The organism is Chryseobacterium sp. AG363 (assembly GCF_003610675.1).
Taxonomy (GTDB): Bacteria; Bacteroidota; Bacteroidia; order Flavobacteriales; family Weeksellaceae; genus Chryseobacterium; species Chryseobacterium cucumeris.
This window is the reverse complement of the sequence record NZ_RAQF01000003.1, coordinates 680284-702180: the sequence shown is the minus strand read 5'-3', so window position 1 is coordinate 702180 and position 21897 is coordinate 680284. Positions and strand designations below refer to the sequence as shown.

Annotated in this window: 18 protein-coding genes; 8 read left to right on the top strand and 10 right to left on the bottom strand. The window is 36.2% G+C overall.

Annotated elements, in window-relative coordinates:
* Positions 1-27: 27 nt before the first annotated feature.
* Positions 28-1539 carry an OmpA family protein gene (locus DEU39_RS16165; protein WP_120232616.1) on the bottom strand — a complete coding sequence of 504 codons (1512 nt, stop codon included), beginning with the start codon at positions 1537-1539 and terminating at the stop codon, positions 28-30.
* 77 nt (positions 1540-1616) lie between these two features.
* Positions 1617-2075: an SsrA-binding protein SmpB gene (smpB, locus tag DEU39_RS16160; protein WP_034694839.1), complete on the bottom strand. Its 459-nt coding sequence runs from the start codon at positions 2073-2075 to the stop codon at positions 1617-1619.
* A 121-nt stretch (positions 2076-2196) separates the two neighbouring features.
* Here smpB and DEU39_RS16155 point away from each other — a divergent pair, with 121 nt between their 5' ends.
* Complete coding sequence (locus DEU39_RS16155) at positions 2197-3819, top strand: ABC-F family ATP-binding cassette domain-containing protein (protein ID WP_034694751.1); 1623 nt, start codon at positions 2197-2199, stop codon at positions 3817-3819.
* A gap of 81 nt (positions 3820-3900) precedes the next feature.
* Here DEU39_RS16155 and DEU39_RS16150 read toward each other — a convergent pair whose 3' ends face one another.
* On the bottom strand, positions 3901-4713 hold the full coding sequence (locus tag DEU39_RS16150; protein ID WP_120232615.1) for a M48 family metalloprotease: 813 nt from the start codon (positions 4711-4713) through the stop codon (positions 3901-3903).
* A 343-nt stretch (positions 4714-5056) separates the two neighbouring features.
* On the opposite strand from DEU39_RS16150, the gene recJ reads away from it, so the two are divergent.
* From recJ to DEU39_RS16115, 7 genes are all read left to right on the top strand, one after another.
* Positions 5057-6769 carry a single-stranded-DNA-specific exonuclease RecJ gene (gene recJ, locus DEU39_RS16145; RefSeq protein WP_120232614.1) on the top strand — a complete coding sequence of 571 codons (1713 nt, stop codon included), beginning with the start codon at positions 5057-5059 and terminating at the stop codon, positions 6767-6769.
* A gap of 57 nt (positions 6770-6826) precedes the next feature.
* Positions 6827-7171, top strand: coding sequence for a four helix bundle protein (locus tag DEU39_RS16140; protein ID WP_253297030.1), 345 nt, complete (start codon positions 6827-6829; stop codon positions 7169-7171).
* Between the two features lie 35 nt (positions 7172-7206).
* Positions 7207-7791 (top strand): nicotinate (nicotinamide) nucleotide adenylyltransferase, encoded by a 585-nt coding sequence (gene nadD, locus DEU39_RS16135; RefSeq protein ID WP_120232612.1) that lies wholly within the window; start codon positions 7207-7209, stop codon positions 7789-7791.
* Positions 7792-7874: 83 nt separating this feature from the next.
* Positions 7875-8213 (top strand): DUF3817 domain-containing protein, encoded by a 339-nt coding sequence (locus DEU39_RS16130; protein WP_062673669.1) that lies wholly within the window; start codon positions 7875-7877, stop codon positions 8211-8213.
* Positions 8214-8576: 363 nt separating this feature from the next.
* Positions 8577-10838: an outer membrane beta-barrel family protein gene (locus DEU39_RS16125; RefSeq protein ID WP_120232611.1), complete on the top strand. Its 2262-nt coding sequence runs from the start codon at positions 8577-8579 to the stop codon at positions 10836-10838.
* Between the two features lie 44 nt (positions 10839-10882).
* Positions 10883-13141 (top strand): TonB-dependent receptor domain-containing protein, encoded by a 2259-nt coding sequence (locus DEU39_RS16120; RefSeq protein WP_120232610.1) that lies wholly within the window; start codon positions 10883-10885, stop codon positions 13139-13141.
* 80 nt (positions 13142-13221) lie between these two features.
* On the top strand, positions 13222-14082 hold the full coding sequence (locus DEU39_RS16115; protein ID WP_120232609.1) for an alpha/beta hydrolase: 861 nt from the start codon (positions 13222-13224) through the stop codon (positions 14080-14082).
* Between the two features lie 48 nt (positions 14083-14130).
* Here the strand turns inward: DEU39_RS16115 and DEU39_RS16110 are convergent, their stop codons facing one another.
* The 7 genes from DEU39_RS16110 to DEU39_RS16080 are packed head-to-tail and all read right to left on the bottom strand — an operon-like array spanning position 14131 to position 21896.
* Entirely contained in the window at positions 14131-15885 is a 1755-nt protein-coding gene (locus DEU39_RS16110; protein ID WP_062673661.1) for a discoidin domain-containing protein, read from the bottom strand.
* Positions 15886-15912: 27 nt separating this feature from the next.
* Positions 15913-16938, bottom strand: a complete 1026-nt coding sequence (locus tag DEU39_RS16105; RefSeq protein ID WP_120232608.1) for a hypothetical protein — start codon at positions 16936-16938, stop codon at positions 15913-15915.
* Between the two features lie 4 nt (positions 16939-16942).
* Positions 16943-18472, bottom strand: a complete 1530-nt coding sequence (locus tag DEU39_RS16100) for an NAD(P)-binding protein (RefSeq protein WP_228436802.1) — start codon at positions 18470-18472, stop codon at positions 16943-16945.
* Positions 18473-18509: 37 nt separating this feature from the next.
* Complete coding sequence (locus DEU39_RS16095; RefSeq protein WP_120232606.1) at positions 18510-20024, bottom strand: polyamine aminopropyltransferase; 1515 nt, start codon at positions 20022-20024, stop codon at positions 18510-18512.
* The gene (locus DEU39_RS16090) at positions 20017-20232 is read right to left on the bottom strand and encodes a DUF350 domain-containing protein (RefSeq protein WP_062673653.1); all 216 of its coding nucleotides are present in this window, start codon (positions 20230-20232) and stop codon (positions 20017-20019) included. The genes DEU39_RS16095 and DEU39_RS16090 overlap by 8 nt, the downstream gene beginning before the upstream one ends.
* Positions 20233-20245: 13 nt before the next feature.
* On the bottom strand, positions 20246-20440 hold the full coding sequence (locus DEU39_RS16085) for a hypothetical protein (RefSeq protein ID WP_183037430.1): 195 nt from the start codon (positions 20438-20440) through the stop codon (positions 20246-20248).
* Positions 20430-21896 carry a DUF4178 domain-containing protein gene (locus DEU39_RS16080; RefSeq protein WP_120232605.1) on the bottom strand — a complete coding sequence of 489 codons (1467 nt, stop codon included), beginning with the start codon at positions 21894-21896 and terminating at the stop codon, positions 20430-20432. The genes DEU39_RS16085 and DEU39_RS16080 overlap by 11 nt, the downstream gene beginning before the upstream one ends.
* Position 21897: the final 1 nt, after the last annotated feature.

The window sequence follows — 21897 nt, the reverse complement described above, 5'->3', positions numbered from 1 at the left end:
GAGGTATTCATTATTTAGAAAAATTAATTATTTTTTCTTTTTAGCAGCAGCTTTTTTCTTAGCTGGAGCTTTTTTAGTAGCTTTCTTAGTAGCTTTTTTCGCTGGAGCTACAACATCAGATTTCTGATATTTGTTCCACTCACTGTCATCACCAATGTATCTAACAGTTACTTTTCTATCAGCTTGTCTTTCAGCATCAGAAGCAGATTCTGCAACTTTAGCATTTTGCTCTCCAATACCTACTGATTTTAATGCGTTGATATCTACACCTCTCGCATCTAAAGCAGCAACTACAGAAGCAGCTCTTTCTTTAGATAATTTCAAGTTGTAAGCATCACTTCCTTTTTTGTCAGTTTCACCAACTAATAGGAATCTACCTCCATCTTTCTTAATGATTTCAGCAGCAGTATCTAAAGCTCCTTTAGATTCAGGCTTGATTGTAGCTTTGTTGAAATCGAAGTATACGCTCTTAAGGTTCTTTTCAACATCAGTTGCTGTTACTTCTTTCGGCTTAGGACATCCGTTGTATTCAGGAAGACCTGGAACAGTAGGACAAGCGTCATCTTTATCTAAGATACCATCACCGTCAGTATCTGGCCAAGGACAACCGTTGTTTTCAGCAGGACCTGCTACTGTAGGACAAGCGTCATCTTTATCGATTACACCGTCACCGTCAGTATCTGGCCAAGGGCATCCGTTGTTTTCAACTGGACCAGCCACTTCTGGACATTGATCGTCTTTATCTGGAACTCCGTCACCGTCAGTATCAGGACATCCTTGGAATTCTGGTAAACCTGGAGTATCTGGACAAAGGTCATCTTTATCTAGGATACCATCCTTATCTCTATCTCTGTTTCCAAATCTGAATAAGATAGAAGCAGAAGCTTGCCAGAAGTTAGCAACAGTAGATTTATCACCTGGAGTTGATACATAATCTCCCTGAATACCAAGACCGAAGTTCTTAGTTACCCAGAAGTTAGCACCAGCACCTGTAGCTACAGTAAAGTGATTAGCTTTACCATTTTCGTTACCATCCTTACCGTTTGTTACAGTTTCGATTGCGTTACCGTTAGCGTCAACAGATGTTCTAGGGAAAGTAAGAGCTGTATAATCATGTCTTAAGTAGTTAGCACCAACTCTTAAATATGGATCAAACCAAGATTCTTCGTTCCATAAAAGACCTGCAGCGTGAGCCTGGAAACCAAGACCTGTCATTAGGAAAAATTCTTTCCCCATGTTGAATCTTTTGTTTTCAACATTTCCAACAGAAGTTTGCCAGTCAATTACTAAACCTTTTCCAACGTTTCTAGCAACTGTTAACTTAGATAGTGGAGGTGTAATAGAAAAGTTGTTCACATTGAACATACTTTTTGTCAAATTGTTAGCAGAGAACGTATTACTGAAGTTACCTCTTGCTGCTACGTGGTTTTCAGCATGAGCACCAACTCCGATTAACCACGGATTGTTGGTAGTCTGTGCGAAAACAGTAGAGGCAACAGTAAGCGCCAATGCTGAAATTCCTAATTTTAGATTTTTCATAGAATTAAATGATTAAATAATTGATAATGCAAAATAAATATAATTTTTCTTTATATACAAAGTTTTTCAAATGATTTTTAACTTTTCTTTAATATTCTGTCGAGGTTCCGTTTATTTTCTCTATCTTTTATCGCCTCTCTTTTATCGAAAAGTTTTTTCCCTCTACCAAGCGCTATCAGCACCTTTGCTTTCCCTCGGTCAGTGATATATAATTTTAAAGGTATTATGGTGTTCCCGGCATCCTTTAACTTTTTTTCAAGTTTTTGTAATTCTTTTTTGTGCAAGAGCAATTTCCGTTCCCTTTTTGTTTTATGATTGTAAAAAGTTCCCAATTTATACTCATCAATCATCATGTTGATGATGTACAATTCCCCATCAATAAACTGACAGAAGGATTCTGTAATGGATGCTTTGGATGAACGTAAAGATTTTATTTCCGTACCCGTCAAAACCATTCCGGCTTCGTATTCTTCGAGAATTTCATATTCAAAACGGGCTCTCTTATTTAATATGCTAACTGTTTTCTCAATCTTCATCATTTTAAAATTTCGTTAATGAAATATATAAAAAATACCATACATTTAAAAACTTGACTATTATATTATTACAAAATACCCAAATTCTTTTCGTATTTTTGCGCCAAATTTACAAAACTATATGTTAACAGTATCTAACTTATCTTTACAATTCGGGAAAAGAGTTCTTTTTGACGAGGTAAATATTATGTTTACCAAAGGAAACTGCTACGGGATCATCGGAGCAAACGGTGCGGGAAAGTCTACATTCCTGAAAATACTAACAGGAAAGCAGGATCCTACAACAGGGCATGTATCTCTGGAACCAGGGAAAAGAATGTCAGTTTTGGAGCAGGATCACTTTGCATACGATCAATTTACGGTTCTTGAAGCTGTTTTAAGAGGTAATAAGAAATTATTTGAGATAAAAGAGGAAATGGATGCGTTATACGCAAAGGAAGATTTCTCTGACGAAGACGGTATTAAAGCCGGAGAATTAGGTGTAATTTATGATGAGATGGGTGGCTGGACTGCCGAATCTGATGCTCAGACTATGCTTTCTAACGTAGGAATTACGGATGATATGCACTGGCAGCTGATGAGTGAACTTGAGAACAAAGACAAAGTAAAAGTACTTTTGGCTCAGGCACTTTTCGGAAACCCTGATGTATTGATTCTGGATGAGCCTACCAACGACCTTGACATTGACACCATCTCATGGCTGGAAGACTTCCTTGCTGATTATGAAAACACGGTAATTGTTGTATCTCACGACCGTCACTTTCTTGATACGGTTTGTACCCATATTGGTGACCTTGATTATTCTAAGCTTAACCTATATACAGGTAACTATTCTTTCTGGTACCAGGCTTCTCAATTGGCAACAAGACAAAGAGCTCAGGCCAACAAGAAAGCTGAAGAGAAGAAAAAAGAACTTCAGGATTTCATTGCACGTTTCAGCTCTAACGTTGCTAAGGCAAAACAGGCAACTGCAAGAAAGAAAATGATCGACAAATTAAATATTGACGATATTAAACCTTCTTCAAGAAGATATCCTGCTATTATTTTCGAAATGGAGAGAGAAGCAGGAGATCAGATCCTTGATGTAAAAGGTCTTGAGAAAACAAAAGACGGAGAATTATTATTCTCTAATGTTGATTTAAATCTTAAAAAAGGAGATAAAGTAGCTGTACTTTCCAAAAACTCTTTAGCCATTACAGAATTTTTCGAAATTCTGGCTGGAAATGTTGAAGCGGATAAAGGTACGGTTGCATGGGGAGTTACTACCAATCAGTCTCACATGCCTTTGGACAACACCAACTTCTTCCAGGAAGACCTAAGCCTGGTTGACTGGTTGAGACAGTTTACAAAGAACGATGAAGAGCGTCACGAAGAATTCGTAAGAGGATTCTTAGGAAGAATGCTGTTCTCAGGAGATGAGGCTTTGAAATCTTGTAAAGTACTTTCCGGAGGTGAAAAAATGAGATGTATGTTCAGTAGAATGATGCTTCAGAAAGCGAATGTTCTCTTATTGGATGAACCTACCAACCACTTAGACCTTGAGAGTATCACAACTTTGAACAACTCTTTATCTAACTTCAAAGGAAATCTTTTACTGGCATCTCATGACCACGAAATGCTTTCAACAGTCTGTAACAGAATCATTGAACTGACTCCTACCGGAATCATTGACAGAGAAATGACTTATGACGAATACCTTGCTGATAAAAAGGTAAAAGAATTAAGAGAAAAAATGTATTCTTAATCAGAACAGCATTAAAATTTATATAAAAATACCTCAAAGCAATGCTTTGAGGTATTTTCGTTTAAACAATAAATAAAATAATTATTTCGTCAATTTAGCAGTGGGTAACGCTACAGTTCCCGGATCTTTCCATAAACCTTCTTTCTCTGCTTTCTTTTTGATAGATTCTGCTCTTTTGTTGCTGTCGGGATGAGAGTTGAACATTTTTTCAAAATTAGTCTGTGTACTTCCTTCTGAAAGTAAAGCTAATTTTTTAAAAGCCGTATAAGCACCTACTACATCATATTTATTAGCTTTCATAAAGTCATATGAATAAGTATCTGCTTCAGACTCCTGCTTTTTACTGTGCGAAGCATCTAAAAAGGCATTCGCCATCTTTCCTACCTGGCTTTCATTAAGGGTAGCTACGGCTGACGAAGCTGATGATGCAGCATCTAATGCAGCCGCCTTCAGATAGGCTGATTTCATAGCATCTTTGGTATCCTGATTCTTTACATGGCCAATTTCATGTCCGATTACAGCAAGCAATTCATTATCAGTCATGATATCCATTAATGAAGAGAATACGCGTACACTTCCGTCAGCACAGGCAAACGCATTGATATCTTTTACTTTATAAACTTTATAATTCAGGTTCAGACCATCCTGAGATTTATGTTTTCCAAACAGCTTGTTCAGTCTCACAGTATATGGATCTTTAGGTCCTGCTACAGGATTGTTTTTATCCATCCAGTCTACTGATTCTTTGGATAATTTAATAGCATCTTCGTTGGTAAATGTTAAGGCTTTTGCACCATTTGAAACCATCCCGGCAGCTTTTCCAAGGTTAATCTTCTGTGCATTGATCGAATACATAGCCCCAAATGACATAAGGCTTAGCATAATTTTTTTCATAGTCATTTAAAATTTGGAGCACGAAGATAACATTTTTTAACAATTACTAAGTCAAAAATTCTCCTAATATCCGCATTGAATGTTATTTTTTTATTATTAGAAAGAAACCCGAAAGTTCTTACCGTTTATTTTAAACAAAACAATCATAGAAACGTGTGATACATATAGTTTGAATGAATATAATTTTCCTACAGAGATCATTTTTAAAATGAATAAAAATATAATTATTCTGATCAATTTAACTAACAAGTATCAATTTTCTCATCCTTATGCCACCTATTTTAAAATCTAATTTGCTGATTTTTAAAGACGCTTTTAGAACTTTTTTCCTTATTTTTGTGAAATGAGTCAAAAATGGATTTACAAGCCTGAACCCGATGAGGAAGTTGTTGACAGACTAAGTTCGTCACTTGGTTTTGGTACTTTTGAATCTAAAATCCTCGTTCTAAGGGGAATTGACAATTATCAAAAGGCCAGAGAATTCTTCAAACCTAACCTTAACGATATACACAATCCGTTTTTAATGGCAGACATGCAAAAGGCTGTAGAGCGTATTGCCACCGCCATTGAAAATGGAGAAAAAATATTGGTATATGGTGACTATGATGTGGACGGAACCACAGCTGTTGCTTTGATGTACCTTTATCTCAGCAAAATTGTTGAGAAAAAATATCTGGATTATTATATTCCGGATAGAAATTCTGAAGGATATGGAATTTCCACCGAAGGAATTGATTTCGCCAAAGAAAATGGTTTTTCGTTAATCATTGCTCTGGACTGTGGAATCAAAGCCCTTGATATGATCAACTATGCCCGTAATCTGGACATCGATTTTATTATCTGTGACCATCACCTTCCGGGTGAAGAGATTCCTAATGCTGCGGCTGTACTTGATCCTAAAAGAAGTGACTGCAGATATCCTTTCAAGGAATTGTCAGGATGTGGCGTTGGTTTTAAACTTTGTCAGGGACTTAATACCATTTATAAATTACCGGAAGCAGAATTATTTGAGCTGACAGATCTTCTGGCAATCTCCATTGCTGCAGATATTGTTTCGATGACAGGAGAAAACAGGGTTCTGGCTAAAATGGGATTAAAAACCCTCAGAAAGACCAGAAATCTTGGTTTAAGATTATTGATTCCTGAGGATAAGCTTTCTCATTTTGAAATTTCCAATATTGTTTTTGAAATCGCTCCTAAAATTAATGCTGCCGGAAGAATTTCCCATGGTAAGGCAGCTGTAGAGCTTATGGTTTCTGATAATCTGAAACATGCCAATCAGATTGTGAATGATATCATGAACCTCAACGATGAAAGGCGTGAACTGGATATGAATTCCACTCTTTCTGCCCTGAATCAGATCATAGAATCCCAGCAGGAAACCAAGCATACTACGATCGTTTATCATCCTGAATGGAATAAAGGAGTAATTGGTATTGTAGCCTCAAGGCTTATTGAAACCTATTATAAACCTACACTTGTTTTTACTGATGGTAATAACGGGGAAATGGTAGCTTCCGCAAGATCTGTTTCTGATTTTGACGTACACGAAGCTCTTGATATGTGTTCTGAATATTTTCTTAAATTCGGGGGACACCATGCTGCGGCCGGACTTTCGATGGAGAAGGATAAATTTGATGCTTTCAAGGAAAAATTTGAAAGAATTGTTTCGGAAAAAATCAAAGATCATCAGAAAGAACCTTCTATTACGATTGATACAGAGATTAAAGTAGATGAAATCAACAGAGAGTTTATCAATTTCCACAGAAAACTGGCTCCATTTGGACCGCATAATATGAAACCTATTTTTACACTAACGGATCAGAAACTTTCCGGCTATGTAAAAACAATGGGAAAAGATAATAATCATCTGAAGTTTTATATCAAACAGGAATCTACAGGACGAAATATTGAATGTGTCGGGTTCAAGCTGGGACAGTTTGTTGACGATTTTAAAAATAAAAACTTTGATCTTGCTTTTACCCTGGAAGAAAATCACTGGAAAGGCAATGTCACTCATTATCTTAATATCAAGGATGTAAAATTTAGAGAGTAAGAAATAGTGATTACGATTTAGTAATCAACGAATAGGGAAATACATATGGGAAATTATATGGAATTAATTGTCTGGAACAAATCTGTAGATCTCGTTACTGAAATCTATTCAGTGACCACTATTTTTCCAAAAGAAGAACTATATGGACTTACTAGCCAGATTCGAAGAGCGTCAATTTCAGTTCCGTCCAATATTGCTGAAGGACATTCCAGAAGATCTACCAGCGATTATCTTCAGTTTTTGAAAATTGCAAGAGGTAGCTGTGCTGAGCTGGAAACCCAATTGATTATTTCAAAAAATTTAAGTTACCTTAGTTCTGAAAAATTTAAAATTCTAATTGAAAAAACCTCCGAAATATCAAAAATGTTGAATGCTATAATCACAAAACTTCAAACTCCCTAACCCCTAATTCCTACGACCTAGCTTCTTAATAGCACATGAAAAAAATCGGTTTATTTTTCGGATCATTCAATCCTATTCATATCGGGCATCTTATTCTGGCTAATTATATTCTGGAAAATTCTGATATGGATGAACTTTGGTTTGTAGTAAGTCCTCAAAATCCTTTTAAAGACAAAAAATCTTTACTCAATGACCATAACAGACTTGATATGGTACAGCTTGCGGTAAAGAATTATCCTAATATGAGAGCTTCCAATGTGGAGTTTTCTCTTCCGAAACCAAGTTATACTATTGATACCTTAACGTATCTGCATGAGAAATATCCTGATTATTCTTTCAGTCTGATCATGGGAGAAGATAATCTGAAAAGCCTTCACAAATGGAAAAATGCTGATATCCTGATCAAAAATCATCATATTATTGTTTACCCAAGAGTATTTGAAGGTGAGAAAAAAGATTCCGAATATTTACAGCATGAAAATATCTCTCTGGTAAAAGCACCGATAATAGAGCTTTCAGCTACAGAAATCCGTAATATGATAAAGGATGGTAAAAATGTAAGACCTATGCTGCCACCAGAAGTTTTTGACTATTTGGATGGTAGTAGTTTTTATAAGTAATTTTGCATATTGGAAATGAGAGGCTAAAATTAAAAGCAAGAGAAAGACTCTTACCTTTTATCTCTCACCTCATAATTTAAGAAATGGACTTCATCGAAAAAATATTCTCAAAATATTCTCAGGAAAAAATCATCAGATGGTTTAAGCAAATTTGTCTTGCGGAGGCCATTTCATGTCTTTTGTTGTATGGTGTTGCGATGATCTGGATCCGGTATGATGAAAATTTGTACTCTATCATCTTCATCAGTGTTATTGGTAGTTTACATGGTTTATTTTTTACCCTTTACCTTTTACTCTGCCTTCCTGCCAGAAAAATTTATAATTGGGATGATGAAGATTTTGTTTTTGCCTTATTATCTGCATTCTTCCCCTTTGCAACGGTTTGGGTAGATAAAAAGCTTGCCCGATTCGACAGAGAATAAACAATATAATGAAGGACCTTTTCGGTCCTTTTTTATTTTTACAGCTATTACAACCCCGATTCACATATGCCTTTGTGTGAAGCATAACTCCTGAACTAATGGGAATAAATTCCAGGTATTAATTAAAAATCTCTCATAATTTCTTTCATTGATGTAACATTTAGCATCATTTATTTGTCTTATTATACAGAAAGATCAAGCAATCAATATTTTAAACTAAATTTTTATCAACTGACAATCAATCAATTGCGATGATTAAAAAATATTTTTAAGTACTTTGTATTGCATAATACTAAATTTATTATATATCTTTGTAATGTTAAATAACAAACCATACAAGCTATTAATTAAAAAAGAATAATCATGAAGACTCAAATTCTTATTGCAGCACTATTTTTCGGTGGACTTATCACTGCCCAGCAGAAAAAAGATAGTTTGAAAGTCAATGCTATTGATGCAGTGAATCTCAAGAAGCAGGTTTTCAAAAAGCAGGGTGACCGTTTGGTATACGATGTAGCTTCTTCATCTATCGCTAAAGGAACCAACACCTTTAATCTTTTGAAACAAACACCGATGATTTCCAGCATAGACGGAAAAACGCTGAAGATTTTGGGAAAAAATGATGCAGTCATTTATATCAACAATAAAAAAACCAATATGGATTCTGAGGCATTGATTGAAATGCTCAAGTCTACTCCGTCTGAAGACATCCAGAAAATTGAAGTCATTACAGTTCCCGGAAGTGAATTTCAGGTTGAATCTAAAGAAGGCGTTATTAATATTGTCATGAAAAAAAGCAAAAACAACGGCTATAACGGAACGTTGAAAATGCAGAACGAGCAGGCTTATTACAATAATCCCAATGCGGGAGCTTCTTTTAATTTCAGACAGGGAAAATGGTCCGGTAATTCTAATTTCAGAACGGGAAGCTGGACAGACAGACAAAGATATACGCTGTCCAACGGTGATCCTACTTTCAGAAATGAGTCTTTTGGGTTTAATGATGATCCTAACAAAAATTTTGGTGGAGGATTCAATGTTGATTATGAAATCAATAAAAAACACAGTCTTGGATTTTCCTACAACATGAGATACAATAAAAGTTTCAATTCTGTACTGGATATTACCAACTGGCAAAACGGAGTATTAAATAACAGAACTGTCAACAACGAGGATGCACAAACAAGAAATCATTCTTTCAATTTGAATTATGAGATGAAAACAGATTCTCTGGGAAGTAAACTTACATCCAACATTTCTTACTTATGGTTCAACAGGGATAAAGTAAGTTTCAATGAAAGTTTTCCTTTAACGAATGATACAATCAACAAATATTCAGCATTACATCAGGCAGTACCCCAAATCATCAACAACTACGCTGCCAATATTGATTATCTGAAAAAAACGGCTAAAGGAGCAACATGGTTAATGGGAATCAGTTATAACCACACCAATACAGATAACGACACCAAACAGGATAAATTAAAAAACGGACAATTTATCATCGATCCCAACCAGACCAATCACTTCATTTATAAAGAAAATATACTTGGGATTTACCTGAATTATGAAAGAAAATTAACGGAGAAGATATCCGGAAAAATAGGAGCCCGTTACGAAATGACCAGAAGTACAGGCGATATTGTGGATAAAACAGGATTTGAAAGAAATTACAACAACCTTCTGCCTTATCTGAATTTAAATTACGCCATCAATTCCGATCATAATCTGAGCTATACTTTTTCCAGCAGAATTAGAAGACCCAGATTCTGGGAACTGAATCCTTCAAGAACCTACTTTACTCCAACCAATTATACGCAGAACAATCCATTTATACTCGCTTCCAAATACTATAATCAGGAAATCAATTATATGTACAAAAATGCATTCTATGCCAATCTTAGTTTTAATATGGTGGAGGATGCAGCAGCCTCAGACCTGATTCCATTACAAGGAACTGTAACAGCTCCTAAAAAAGATTCTGAGGGGAAAATCATAAAGGACATCAAAGGAAATCCGATTATGGAAACTACCAGATTCTTAAGATATATCAGAACCAATTATGGAAAAAACAGGGAGATTGCTCTAACTCTTGGAATGAACAAATCCTGGTTTAAAGATATATGGACAACCAACTATTCTGTCAATTTAGGTTATGTTACCTACAAAGGCGGAGTATTTGAAGACCCAACTTCTATGCCCGTTCCGGGAGAAACTGAAGTAGTAGATCCTTACATCATTGATGTCAAAAACTACAATATGTCTGCAACCCTCAATAATATCATCAGACTTTCTTCTAAAAAAGACTGGTTCCTGGGAGTGAATTACTTCTTTGCCAGCCAGACTGCAATGGAAGGAGGAATGATAGGTGCAAGACAAAGCTTCGATCTCAGTCTGAAAAAAATCGCTGGAGACTGGACGATTGTAGCGGAAGTGAGTGACTTATTCAATCAAAGCTTCTACAGTATTAAAGGAGTACAGCCTAACGGAAAATATAATAATATCACCAACTTCAATTATCCAAGGTTAATGAGCATCGGAGTTACTTATAATTTCGGAAATCAGAAACTGAAAAAAGCAAGGGAAATGAAATCAGCTAACGATGCTGTGAAATCCAGAACCTAATTTATAAAACTTATACACTAAATCCACTCTTAAATAAAAACAACATGAAACGTATAATTTTGTCAATGGCCATTGTATTCAGTACTTGTGCATTTGCGCAGGAAAAGAAAGCTGATACGGCAAAAACAAAAAACATAGAAGGAGTTACCATCACAAAACAGGTTTTCAAAAAGCAAAGCGATCGTTTTGTATATGATGTAGCAGCATCTCCTGTTGCAAAGGGAAATACCACTTTTGATCTTTTGAAGCAGACCCCATTATTATCTTCAACGGATGATAAAACATTGAAAATAGCAGGGAAAAATAATGCCCTCATTTATATCAACGGAAGAAAAAGCAATATGGACTCTGAATCTTTAGTTCAGTTTCTGAAAAATACTCCGGCAGAAAATATCCAGAAAATTGAAGTGATTACCGTTCCGGGAAGTGAGTATCAGGTAGAATCATCTGATGGAATCATCAATATCGTTTTAAAGAAAAAAATGAGTGATGGTCTCAATGGAAATATGAGAATGTCTAACACTACCAATAAGTATAATGGGAGCCAGGCGAGTTTCTCGGCTAACTACAGAAAAAATAAACTGGGAGTAAGTGCCAGTCTTAGCGGGGGTGAAAATATTGAACCACAGACCTATACTTTAAGAAATGGTACTGCCAAAACTTCTAATGAATCCGTAGGAGATGTTGATGATCCGAATAAAAACATCGGTGGCTATCTGAATATTGATTATCAACTGAATGATAAAAGCAATCTCGCATTATCATGGAATACATGGGCTAATAAAAGTTATAATTCAACGGTAGATTTATTTAATACCATAAAAAAAACAAATACGGAATATACGTGGTCTAAAAACCGGGAAGATTCAAGATCTTATAACAATTCTGTGAATTTAAATTATGAATTAAAAACAGATTCATTGGGAAGTAAACTGAATGTAAATGCAGCCTACCTCAACTACAGAAGATTCCAGTCCACAGATAACCAGACCTTTGCTTCGGATATCAACAGAAAAGTAGGAAAAATAAAAACACAGGTATTCCAGGATCTTCCTCAGATTATTAATAATTTCTCCGGAATGGTGGATTATAATCAAAAGTTTAAAAATGATCTGACTGTATCTATAGGCGGAAATTATAATAAGACTAAGACAGATAACGATTCTAAAAACATAACATATTCTTTTAATCCTGTAAAAGCTCCGGATTCAAGACCCAACCATTTTATCTATGATGAAAACATCTACGGAATTTATCTTACCGTTGAGAAAAAGATTTCCGACAAACTTTCCGGAAAAATAGGTGCCCGATATGAGATCACCAACAGTCTTGGAACTTCTGACAACGCTCCCACAGAAGCTCTTAGAAGAATTGAAAGAAATTATAAAAACCTTCTTCCCTATCTAAGTCTGAATTATGCAATTAATGATAAAAACAATATCTCTTATTCCTTCTCCAGCAGAATGAGAAGACCTAGTTTCTGGGAACTTAATCCGGTAAGGAACATTCTTACAGATGATAATTATACTCAGAATGACCCGTTCGTAAAGGCATCTTCTACCTATAATCAGGAGCTTACTTATATGTTCAAAAATTCCTATTTCCTGATTTTAAACCATTCCTACATTCAGGATGTAATTACGCAGGTACCACTTCAGGGATATCCGGTATCACCGGCTGGAAAGGAAGGCGAAAACCCGGCATTAAGATATATCAGAACCAATTTTGGGAATAAACAGGAAATGTCCGCAATGGTAGGTGTTCAAAAGTCATTTTTCAAGCAATACTGGACAACCAATTTCAATATCGGTGTACAGCATAATATTAACAATGGAAGCCTTGATACTGATCCTACAACAGGAGACAGATTCAAAGATGAAAAAGGGCCCAGTGGAAAATTTATTACATACACCAATAAAACCAATTCTACCAGTCTTTTGATCCAAACCAACAACACCGTTCGTCTTGATAAAAAGAAAACATGGTTCTTCGGACTTAATTACTTCTTCGTAGATAAGCAACAGATTGAGCTTGGTTCATTGAAAAACCTGATGAGTTTAGATCTTAGCCTTAAGAAAATGTGGAACGACTGGACGTTTGCAGTGAATGTAAATGATGTATTGAATACCAACATCGTTAAAATTGAGGACTTTCAGGAAAACGGAAATTATAATTATGTCCACCAAAACCGCTACAACAGAAGCTTAATCGTAAGTCTTACGTATAATTTCGGAAATCAGAAAATCAAAAAGGTAAGAGATATCGAGGGTGCTTCAGATGCTATTAAAAGCAGAACCAGATAAAGAATTATCTTTCTTCATATTCAATTATTCTTACGATATCCGCTGATTTTTTTCAGCGGATTTTTTTATATTTAATAGCTATGAAAAAACACATACGAGTTATTTTAATTTGCCTTAGCCTCCTTTTTCTGTGGACGGCCTGCAAAGAAAAAAAGATAAAGCTTGGCAAAGATATCCACTTTGATAAGGAGGAAAATATTCACTATGGAAACAATCCAGAGCAGGTTATGGATCTTTATATTCCATCTACACGAACAAACAAAGAAAAGGATGTTTTTATTATAATTCATGGTGGAGGCTGGAGGGCTGGAGATAAATCGCAGCTTACCTTTTTCACACTCTCTATGATGCAGAAATTTCCTGATCATATTTTTGTCAATATGAATTACAGACTGACATCAGAAACTCATTATGGCTTACCCAATCAGATAAATGATATTAAATATGTTTCCGCCTTCCTAGAAAAAAAGCTTGGGTACAGTCCCAAGCTGATATTATTGGGAAACAGTGCCGGAGCCCATTTATCCATGCTGTATGCTTATAAATTGGATACAGATAAAAAAGTAAAAGCTGTAATTAATATTGTTGGTCCTGCAGACCTTTCAGATCGGGGTTTTAAAAACTATCAGGAATATTCCTTTGTGGAAAGAAGACTTGTAGATCCTCGTGTAGTGGATTCTGAAACTTCCAGAATAGATTTCGCAAGCCCTGTGAAATGGATCAATGAAAACTCTCCTCCTACTTTATCTTACTATGGAAATTCGGATCGTGTTATCCCGTCTTCACAAGAGAAAATCTTAGATTCTGTTTTAAATAAAAAACATATCTTCCGTGAGTCTTATTCATTCAATGGCGGACATCTGGACTGGGATAAACACCCAAATGATCAATTTCTTATCAATAAAATAGAAACATTTCTCAAGAAAACAGACAAAAAATAACACGTCCTGATTTTTCAAAACGTGTCATTTTTTATATTTTACTTTAATCTATTCTGATTTTACAACAGTCGTTCTTTCAGAAACGCCATTCGCATTAAAAGCTTCAATCTGGAAATAGTATGCATCTGTTCTGTCTGCCCCTGTAAAGAAATACTCATTCTTTCCGTAGACCATAATACTTCCATACAATTTATCGGGAGTCTTTCCAAAATAGATTACATAACCATCCGCTTCAGGGTTTTGCTGCCATTTCATCCAGATACTTCTTCTTTCACCATATTTCTTTGGATCAGCTCTCAGAGGAACAAACCCTTCCACTTTAGCAGGCTGTTTCCCTGCTCCTTTTCCAAACACTCTGAAGCCGCTTAATGCAAATTTTCCTGTTGGCATCTTCAGATTTTCCATTTTAAGGAAACGGGCTTTTGCAGGTTGTTCAAGTTCTACATAATCGTGAGGAACATCTTTAGTGTTTTTGCTTTTATCCACAATCACACTCCATTTTTTCCCGTCATTGGAACCATAGATTTTGTACTGATGCATTTTCCCAAAGGTTTTCCCCATAAACTCGGCATCCTGATCTGCATAATTGATCTGAATGGCATTGATGGTAGAAACTTCTCCCAGATCTGTCTGAAACCATTCTCCGGAATTTCCGGTTTTGGCACTCCAGTACGTTTTGATATCTTCATCTACAGCATAGTTGGGCTGATACCCTCCCAAAGTAGATGAAACCTGAACCGGTTTATTATAATTCAACAGCATCCATCCGGCAAAAAGACCTTTCGTAAAATCTTTGCCCTGTGCATATTGCGGAAGGTAAGTAGGATAATCGCCATATGCCGTATTACAGTACATCACATCATCTTTATCAAAGCCGGCCGGCCATATTCCCAGCCTTCTTTCAAAATTATTTTTAGTAGAAATAAAAATTGTGGAAACGTGCCACCAGTTCTTGTAATTGTCCTCAAACGTAGCTCCATGGCCTGCTCCTCTGGCAAAACCTCCCGGTTTATAAGAGAATGGATTATGTTGTTGATACTCGAACCCTTCCAAAGGACTTTTGCTCACATACACTCCATCCGAGTATCCACTGAATTCTGTTGCCGGAGCGCCATACTGCATATAATATTTTCCGTTGTGTTTTGTCATCCATGCCCCTTCTACAAAAGGCTGAAGAAAAACGTTGTCATTGTATTCTCCGAAGCGTTCCCAGCCGTGATCTTCAGGTTTTAGTTTAATAATGGGCTTAACGAAACCTTCAGACTGAAGATTTTTTACTTTCATCTCTGTTCCCAGCAATGGCCATTCATTACTTGAACCCCAGTACAGATAGAGTTTATTTTTATCTTCATCATAATGGAACGCCGGATCCCAAGCTCCCACTTTTAAAGTATCCACTGCAATTTTCCAATCATCCTTGGTGGGGTTTGTACTTTTCCAGATCGGAAAATCCTGTTCCCAGGTAGAACCATATACATATAGAGTGTCTTTCATCGCCCATACCGCAGGAGCATTAAGATCATGGATGTATTTATTATCTCTTAAAAACTTTCTTTTCACAAACTTCCAGTCCAGCATATCATCACTATACCAGTATCCTTCCTGGTTGGTAGAAAAAAGAAACAGTTTATTTTTAAAATTAACAATTACCGGATCTGCTGTAGCACGATGTTTCCCTTGTTTTGAAAAGACTTCAAACGGAGTATACCCATAATCAATATTGATGGGATTGCAGAATGTTTTCTGCTGAGCACCTACAATCATTCCTAGAAAAATTGCCAGTGACAGAAAATATTGTCTCATTTTTAGATTTTAAAGATTAAGACAAAGTTAGGCAACTTTTTTGGGTTTTCTCCAAATAAAGCCATCCAGAAGATAATGGGTAAGCTGCGGAACAACTAACAACGGAACAAGGAACTGTAATAATTTTTCTGAAATAATCACATTCAAGGAAAAATGTTCATTCCATACCAGAGTTTCCCACAAAAATTCTTCCATGAAAGCAAAGCTTAAAAGAACTCCTATAAACAAAAAGATTCCTGAAAAAGATTTAAAAATCTGCATCCTGTTCAGCTGATGATTTTCTTTTTGTTGTATTTCCCGGATGTAGATCAATGCGATATAGGGAATTCCGTGAGAAATCACATTCAGAAAAGTAAACAAAAGATCATTGTTAAAATAGACAATCCCAAAATACCAGGAAAGAAAAGTTCCGGTGATCAGTGCTGTTTTCGGAACGTTAATATTCTTTGTTTTAAAAGCTTCAATTACAGTTTTAATAATCCAGATGATCAGAATGGCAAAATAGGTTATTGTAATGAACGGAATATAATCCGGAAGATTTTGAAGCCAGTCAAATTCGTTATCGACAAACCACGTAAAGGCACGAGGAGTTTTAAACCAGTATAACATCGGATAAATGGTAGCAGAATAAACAGCCACCTCATCTATTCTTTTGCTCCAGTTATTCGGTTCAAAGCGGGCGTAAATTCTCATAAAACCATATTGCTGGCGTATAAAATGAAAAACGGCTACCAATGCCAGTACCGACCAGAATGTAAGACTTCCAAATTGAAAAAGGATAATCCCTAAAATCCAGCTTACCGCAGGAATTCCGAGATAAAGCCATTTATTTTTCTGTATTTCTCCCTTTACGAAATACGTTTTGAACAGCGTAGAATATACGTGAGCTACATCCACAAAAACGATCAGAAAAAGCCATGTGTAAAAGGAATAATGATTTTCCAGCCCCTGAATCTGTTTCTGAAAAAGAAAAATAACAAGCAATACAAGGAAAGGTGGTGATAGAATAAACCACCAGTCTGTTTTTACGTTATGTATCCACGGCTGTTTCATTGTATCATTGTATCATTTGTCCTGCAGTCCGGATTCCCTGATAAAAGGCTTCTTCAAAAATGGATATTCCGGAAAGATCAGAGTGGGAAAAGAAAATTTTCCCTTCTATGGACCCTTTCGCTTTTTGAGTTTCTTCACCAAAAATCTGATTGGGAACCGGAGCAATCATTGCATGTCCTATTTTATGAAACTGGATTTCCAGAATGAAATCTTCTATCAATGGATGGGCTTTCTTCAAATCATCCAAAACTAAAGTTTTAAGTTCAGATTCTTTCATGGCATACAGCTTTTTCCTCGCTTTTTTGCAATCTGCAGTTGAAAAACTCTTATAGTGGGTAATTACTTTTTCACCTATAATCTGGTTCAGATTCTGATGCTGGTCAAAAATATACCCCAATCCGGAAGTCCCGTAGATCACATTATCCCAGGCCAGCTCTTCATCTCCTCCAAATTCATTCTTTAACGTAATCGTTGTTAAAAGCCACGGCACATAATGGAATGATGATGCTCTTTTTTGATTAAAAATTCTTTCATTCACAAATTGCGGGGTTGCAAACAGTACTTTATCTGCAATGATCTTTTTAGTTTTCTTTTGAGCATTATCAAAACTCAATACTTCAACTCTATCATTGATTTTCACATCAAAAACTAAGTTTTCTGGCATGTGTTTTCCCTCTGTATATTTTGAAAAATGGTTTGCCAGTCTTGCATTTCCTTCCGGCCATGTGAATACCTGATCTTTATATTTCGTGCTCCAGTTGTTTTTTCTTCCGGCAAAGTAATGGATACCTGCCCATGCTGAAACATAGTCAATTCCCAATCCGAAATCGTCTCTGCAGGAATAATCCAACAGCCAGAGAAGTTCCTCTGAATGATAGTTATTTTCTTTGAGCCAATCTTTGAATATTACTTTTTCAAGTTTTACCACCTCATCATCTCTACTGGAATCATGTACGGGAATGGCGAACCAATATCTTCCTTCAGTGTCTTTCTTTACACGAAGCTCATCCATCAGCTTAAAAAAACGGGTAAGCTCTTGTTGTGTTGTTTTTGAAATACCTCTCTGAGGCACAATATCATTCTGCCATGAGTTTTTATAGAAAAGTCTTTCCTGCTGTGGAAAAGTCATTTGGTATTCATCAAGAATGGGTTCCCCGTTTTGTTCTGTTCCCAGACAGATTTTACATTCTTTCAGGAAATCTATTATTTCTACGTTTTCCTTATTAGGTAAAGGTAAATAATGGGCACCTAAAGGAAATTTTGAAAATAAATTCTGTCCGTTGGAAGAATTTCCTCCCAGATGGTTTTCCATTTCAAGGAGAAGATAATCCTGTTCATTATTCTGGTTAAAAAATCTACATGCAGAAAGTCCGGAAATCCCACCACCCACTATAAGATATTTTGTGTGGATAACTTCTGAAAACTGTGGAAAATCTTTTGCCCATAACTTGTGACCAAGAACATGGTTTGTCCCGGTAATTTTCAACAGCAAAACTTTTACTTTCTTTCCGCAATACTGCAAAAAGGGAAGCATAAGGCTACCTAAAAATATAGTTGTAAGAAAATCCTTTCTACTGTACTTTCCCCCACTCTTCATCGAAATAACGGACTAATATCTGGTTGTCCAGACGGTTAACTTCTACATCTTTCACTTTCATATCTTTATTAAAATAAGACATCTGTGAAAAGTTATAATCATAGTATTTTAAGCCGGGAAGCTTTCTGTAAACTCTGTTGTTGACGGGCTCAAATGAAGCCATCGAAAATCCCCATTCTCCAAAAGACGGAACATAGGTATGATACGCTGCTGTGAAAGGAAAAATCTGATTGATTGTTTTCTCAATACACCAGAAAGATTTCGGAGCAAAATATGGAGATGTGGTCTGAACCACAATTTTCGTATCAAGCGTTGTCAGCTTCTCCAGTTCTTTATAAAACTGCAGGGAATAGAGTTTTCCTAAGCTATAATTGGACGGATCAGGAAAGTCTATGATGATAACGTCAAATTTCTTTTTACTGTCTTTTACCCATATGTAAGCGTCTTTATTGATGATTTCTACTTTTGGATTGGAAAAAGAATTCTGGTTCAGCCTGCGCATGGTTTCATTGGTCTTGAAAAACTGAGTCATTTCACCATCAAGATCCACCAGGGTTACTTTTTTAACGTCTTTGTATTTCAATACTTCTCTGGCTGCGAAGCCGTCACCTCCTCCCAAAATCAGGACATTATCAATGTTTTTTGCCATCGACATAGCAGGATGTACTAAAGCTTCATGGTAACGGTATTCATCCGTTGAAGAAAACTGTAAGTTATTATTTAAATATAAACGGAATTCGTGCGTATTCCTCGTTAAAACGATTCTTTGATAAGGTGAACTTTTAGTATAAACCACATTTTCGCCATATAGTTTTTCTTCAGAATAAGACAGAATCGTATCTGAAAAAAAGAAAAGTCCCAGCAAGAATGCAAATGCCGCGATAGATTTTACTTTGAGGGAAAGGGGTTTTGATAATTCCTTTGTAAGATAATAGCACAGGAATATCGCAATAGAGATATTGATCAATCCAAAAAACAAAGGTGTCTTTACAATTCCTAATTTCGGAATCAAAACCAATGGAAAAAGAATCGATGCCAATAAAGCTCCGATATAATCGAACGCAAAGACGTTTGAAACTAAATCTTTAAACTGAACTCTGTCTTTCAAAATGTTCATCAAAAGCGGAATTTCTACTCCGACGAGACATCCCGTGAAAAAGACGAAAAGATATAAAACGCTTTCAAAGTGTGCGAGTGTATTAAATAAAATAAACAGCACTACAGAGCTGATTCCCCCTACGATTCCCACCAGGATTTCGATCTCAATGAATTTATCAATAAGATTTCCTTTGATGAATTTCGCAAGATAGGAACCTACTCCCATTGAAAAGAGATACACTCCGATAATGAAAGAAAACTGCTTTACAGAGTCTCCTAAAAGATAGCTCGCCAGAGCTCCTGCCACCAGCTCATAAATCAATCCACATGTAGCAATGACGAATACTGAAAACAATAAAAGCAGCTCAAGAGGAATCCTCTTCTTATCCATGAATTGCCGCGCTTATAATCATTGAAATTCCGATGATAAATGCTCCGAAAACAATAGCCAGTGCTATATTTTTATTCTGAGCGATCTCATGCCATGTTTTTTCCGGGGTAAGCTTTTCAATAACGAAATAGCACACCAGCAGAATAGCGATTCCTAAAAATGAGTAAAGAACCGAGTTTAGTATGGGTAAGAAATTGATGTTGTCCATAGTTTTTATATTTTTATTTGTGATAGTATCTGTAAAATCCCACTCTGGAATGACTTCTTGTAGTTCCGTCGCGGTATGTTTCTGTTTTGGCACAGTCGCAGACCTCATTTCCCTGATAGGTAAGGTATACAAACCAGGTCATGAAAAACCCTCCGATCAAGCAGAGTATCCAGTTTTGTCTTATGTAATTGGTAATATTAGTTATCATTTGCAGGATAAGGGGTGTTTGAACTATTCTTCCATTTATTCACATTAAAGAAATGTTTTCCTATCCACATGGCGACAAAGATTGCAATCATTATGAATAAAATGAATCCGAAGTTCCAGAATGAAACAGGAAGCCAGGTCGCTTTGAGCTGTATATAGGTATTGTTTGAAATAGGATCTGTAGTGAGTCTTAACCCTTCTGTATTGATAAGAGAATCTATTTTTGAAGTTCCAAAGGAAGCTTTCACCAGTTTACCTAATTCTGTTGTATCTTTTTCTAAAGTCTTTCCGTCTATGAAAGTGATAGGTTGCCCTTTATAGATATCGGTTACCTCTACTGTTCCTGATTTATCCCTGGAGATTAATATCCTTGAATCCGGTGACTGAAGACCGGAAAATACAGGTAATAAAGATCCTTCCTTTTCTGCTGAAATAAGAAAGTGATATTGTCCCGAGCTTACTCCACAAAGGTTAAATTCTTCAGACTGACTTCCTTCTGACCAACTTTCTCCATCTTCGTACCCATGATATTGTTCGATATCTTTTGAGGTATAGACAATTTCATTAGTCTTTTCATTCACAAGACTCAACTGAACATTAGCCCAGGAATTATCAACACCTGAAAATGCATTCACTTTTAATGGTGCAGAACCTCCTGAAAGGGTAAAACTTTTGCTGACCATTTCTTTGTCTTTTACATCAGCAAAATTGATGGTCTCCGCAAAAACAGTTTCGTTAGTTCGTGAGATATACACGTAGAGCTGAAGCAGACATATCATTAATGCGCCCACGCAAAAAATGTTCACCGCCTGTTTCATATCAAAATAATAAGGCTGGACAATTCCGACTCCTGTATAATACGGCATGTGAGCTATTTTAAAAGCTCTTTTAACATCATGTTTTGAAATGTGAACTCCATAAAAATACTGGCTTTTCTTAGCGGTCTTTTCCTGAGAGATCATACGGGTTCCGTTGACATATTCTTTGTAGGTCGCAACGCTGAAATCAATGTGTTCGTCAAAAAAGCCGGCAGCAGCATAAATAGTGCATGGAGTATTTTCGTACCAGCGATATGTTCGCCCGGCATAGGTAGGTAATTTAGAATCTTTGCCTTTAAAATCATCAGGATGCATAGAGATCAGGAAAACCCAATGTCCATCACTCTCACTCAGGAAAGCATCATTTCCTTTGCTGTCTTTTAAAGAATACTCCCGCCAGAAAATACTGTTTCCGTATTTTTTGACAGTAATTGCAACGACTGTATACTCTACTCCATCAATATTTCCTTTCTGTCCTACATCCAAGACAACATTTTCTGTAGGTACTTTCAAATGTTTAATCTTTTTATTTCCTGCTACATCAATGAGGTGAGAGCAGGTTTTACAAACATATTCCTCGATAGGAAAATTAAGATCTAATGTATTTTCTGATTCGCATGCTGGGCAGACATAGTGCATT

Coding starts and splice junctions, on each gene's coding strand:
- DEU39_RS16100 (WP_228436802.1), bottom strand. CDS start 18,472: ATGCTTCCCTTTTTGCAGTATTGCGGAAAGAAAGTAAAAGTTTTGCTG.
- DEU39_RS16165 (WP_120232616.1), bottom strand. CDS start 1,539: ATGAAAAATCTAAAATTAGGAATTTCAGCATTGGCGCTTACTGTTGCC.
- DEU39_RS16120 (WP_120232610.1), top strand. CDS start 10,883: ATGAAACGTATAATTTTGTCAATGGCCATTGTATTCAGTACTTGTGCA.
- DEU39_RS16130 (WP_062673669.1), top strand. CDS start 7,875: ATGGACTTCATCGAAAAAATATTCTCAAAATATTCTCAGGAAAAAATC.
- recJ (WP_120232614.1), top strand. CDS start 5,057: ATGAGTCAAAAATGGATTTACAAGCCTGAACCCGATGAGGAAGTTGTT.
- DEU39_RS16115 (WP_120232609.1), top strand. CDS start 13,222: ATGAAAAAACACATACGAGTTATTTTAATTTGCCTTAGCCTCCTTTTT.
- DEU39_RS16095 (WP_120232606.1), bottom strand. CDS start 20,024: ATGGATAAGAAGAGGATTCCTCTTGAGCTGCTTTTATTGTTTTCAGTA.
- nadD (WP_120232612.1), top strand. CDS start 7,207: ATGAAAAAAATCGGTTTATTTTTCGGATCATTCAATCCTATTCATATC.
- DEU39_RS16090 (WP_062673653.1), bottom strand. CDS start 20,232: ATGGACAACATCAATTTCTTACCCATACTAAACTCGGTTCTTTACTCA.
- DEU39_RS16110 (WP_062673661.1), bottom strand. CDS start 15,885: ATGAGACAATATTTTCTGTCACTGGCAATTTTTCTAGGAATGATTGTA.
- DEU39_RS16125 (WP_120232611.1), top strand. CDS start 8,577: ATGAAGACTCAAATTCTTATTGCAGCACTATTTTTCGGTGGACTTATC.
- DEU39_RS16155 (WP_034694751.1), top strand. CDS start 2,197: ATGTTAACAGTATCTAACTTATCTTTACAATTCGGGAAAAGAGTTCTT.
- DEU39_RS16085 (WP_183037430.1), bottom strand. CDS start 20,440: ATGATAACTAATATTACCAATTACATAAGACAAAACTGGATACTCTGC.
- DEU39_RS16150 (WP_120232615.1), bottom strand. CDS start 4,713: ATGAAAAAAATTATGCTAAGCCTTATGTCATTTGGGGCTATGTATTCG.
- DEU39_RS16140 (WP_253297030.1), top strand. CDS start 6,827: ATGGAATTAATTGTCTGGAACAAATCTGTAGATCTCGTTACTGAAATC.
- DEU39_RS16105 (WP_120232608.1), bottom strand. CDS start 16,938: ATGAAACAGCCGTGGATACATAACGTAAAAACAGACTGGTGGTTTATT.
- smpB (WP_034694839.1), bottom strand. CDS start 2,075: ATGAAGATTGAGAAAACAGTTAGCATATTAAATAAGAGAGCCCGTTTT.
- DEU39_RS16080 (WP_120232605.1), bottom strand. CDS start 21,896: ATGCACTATGTCTGCCCAGCATGCGAATCAGAAAATACATTAGATCTT.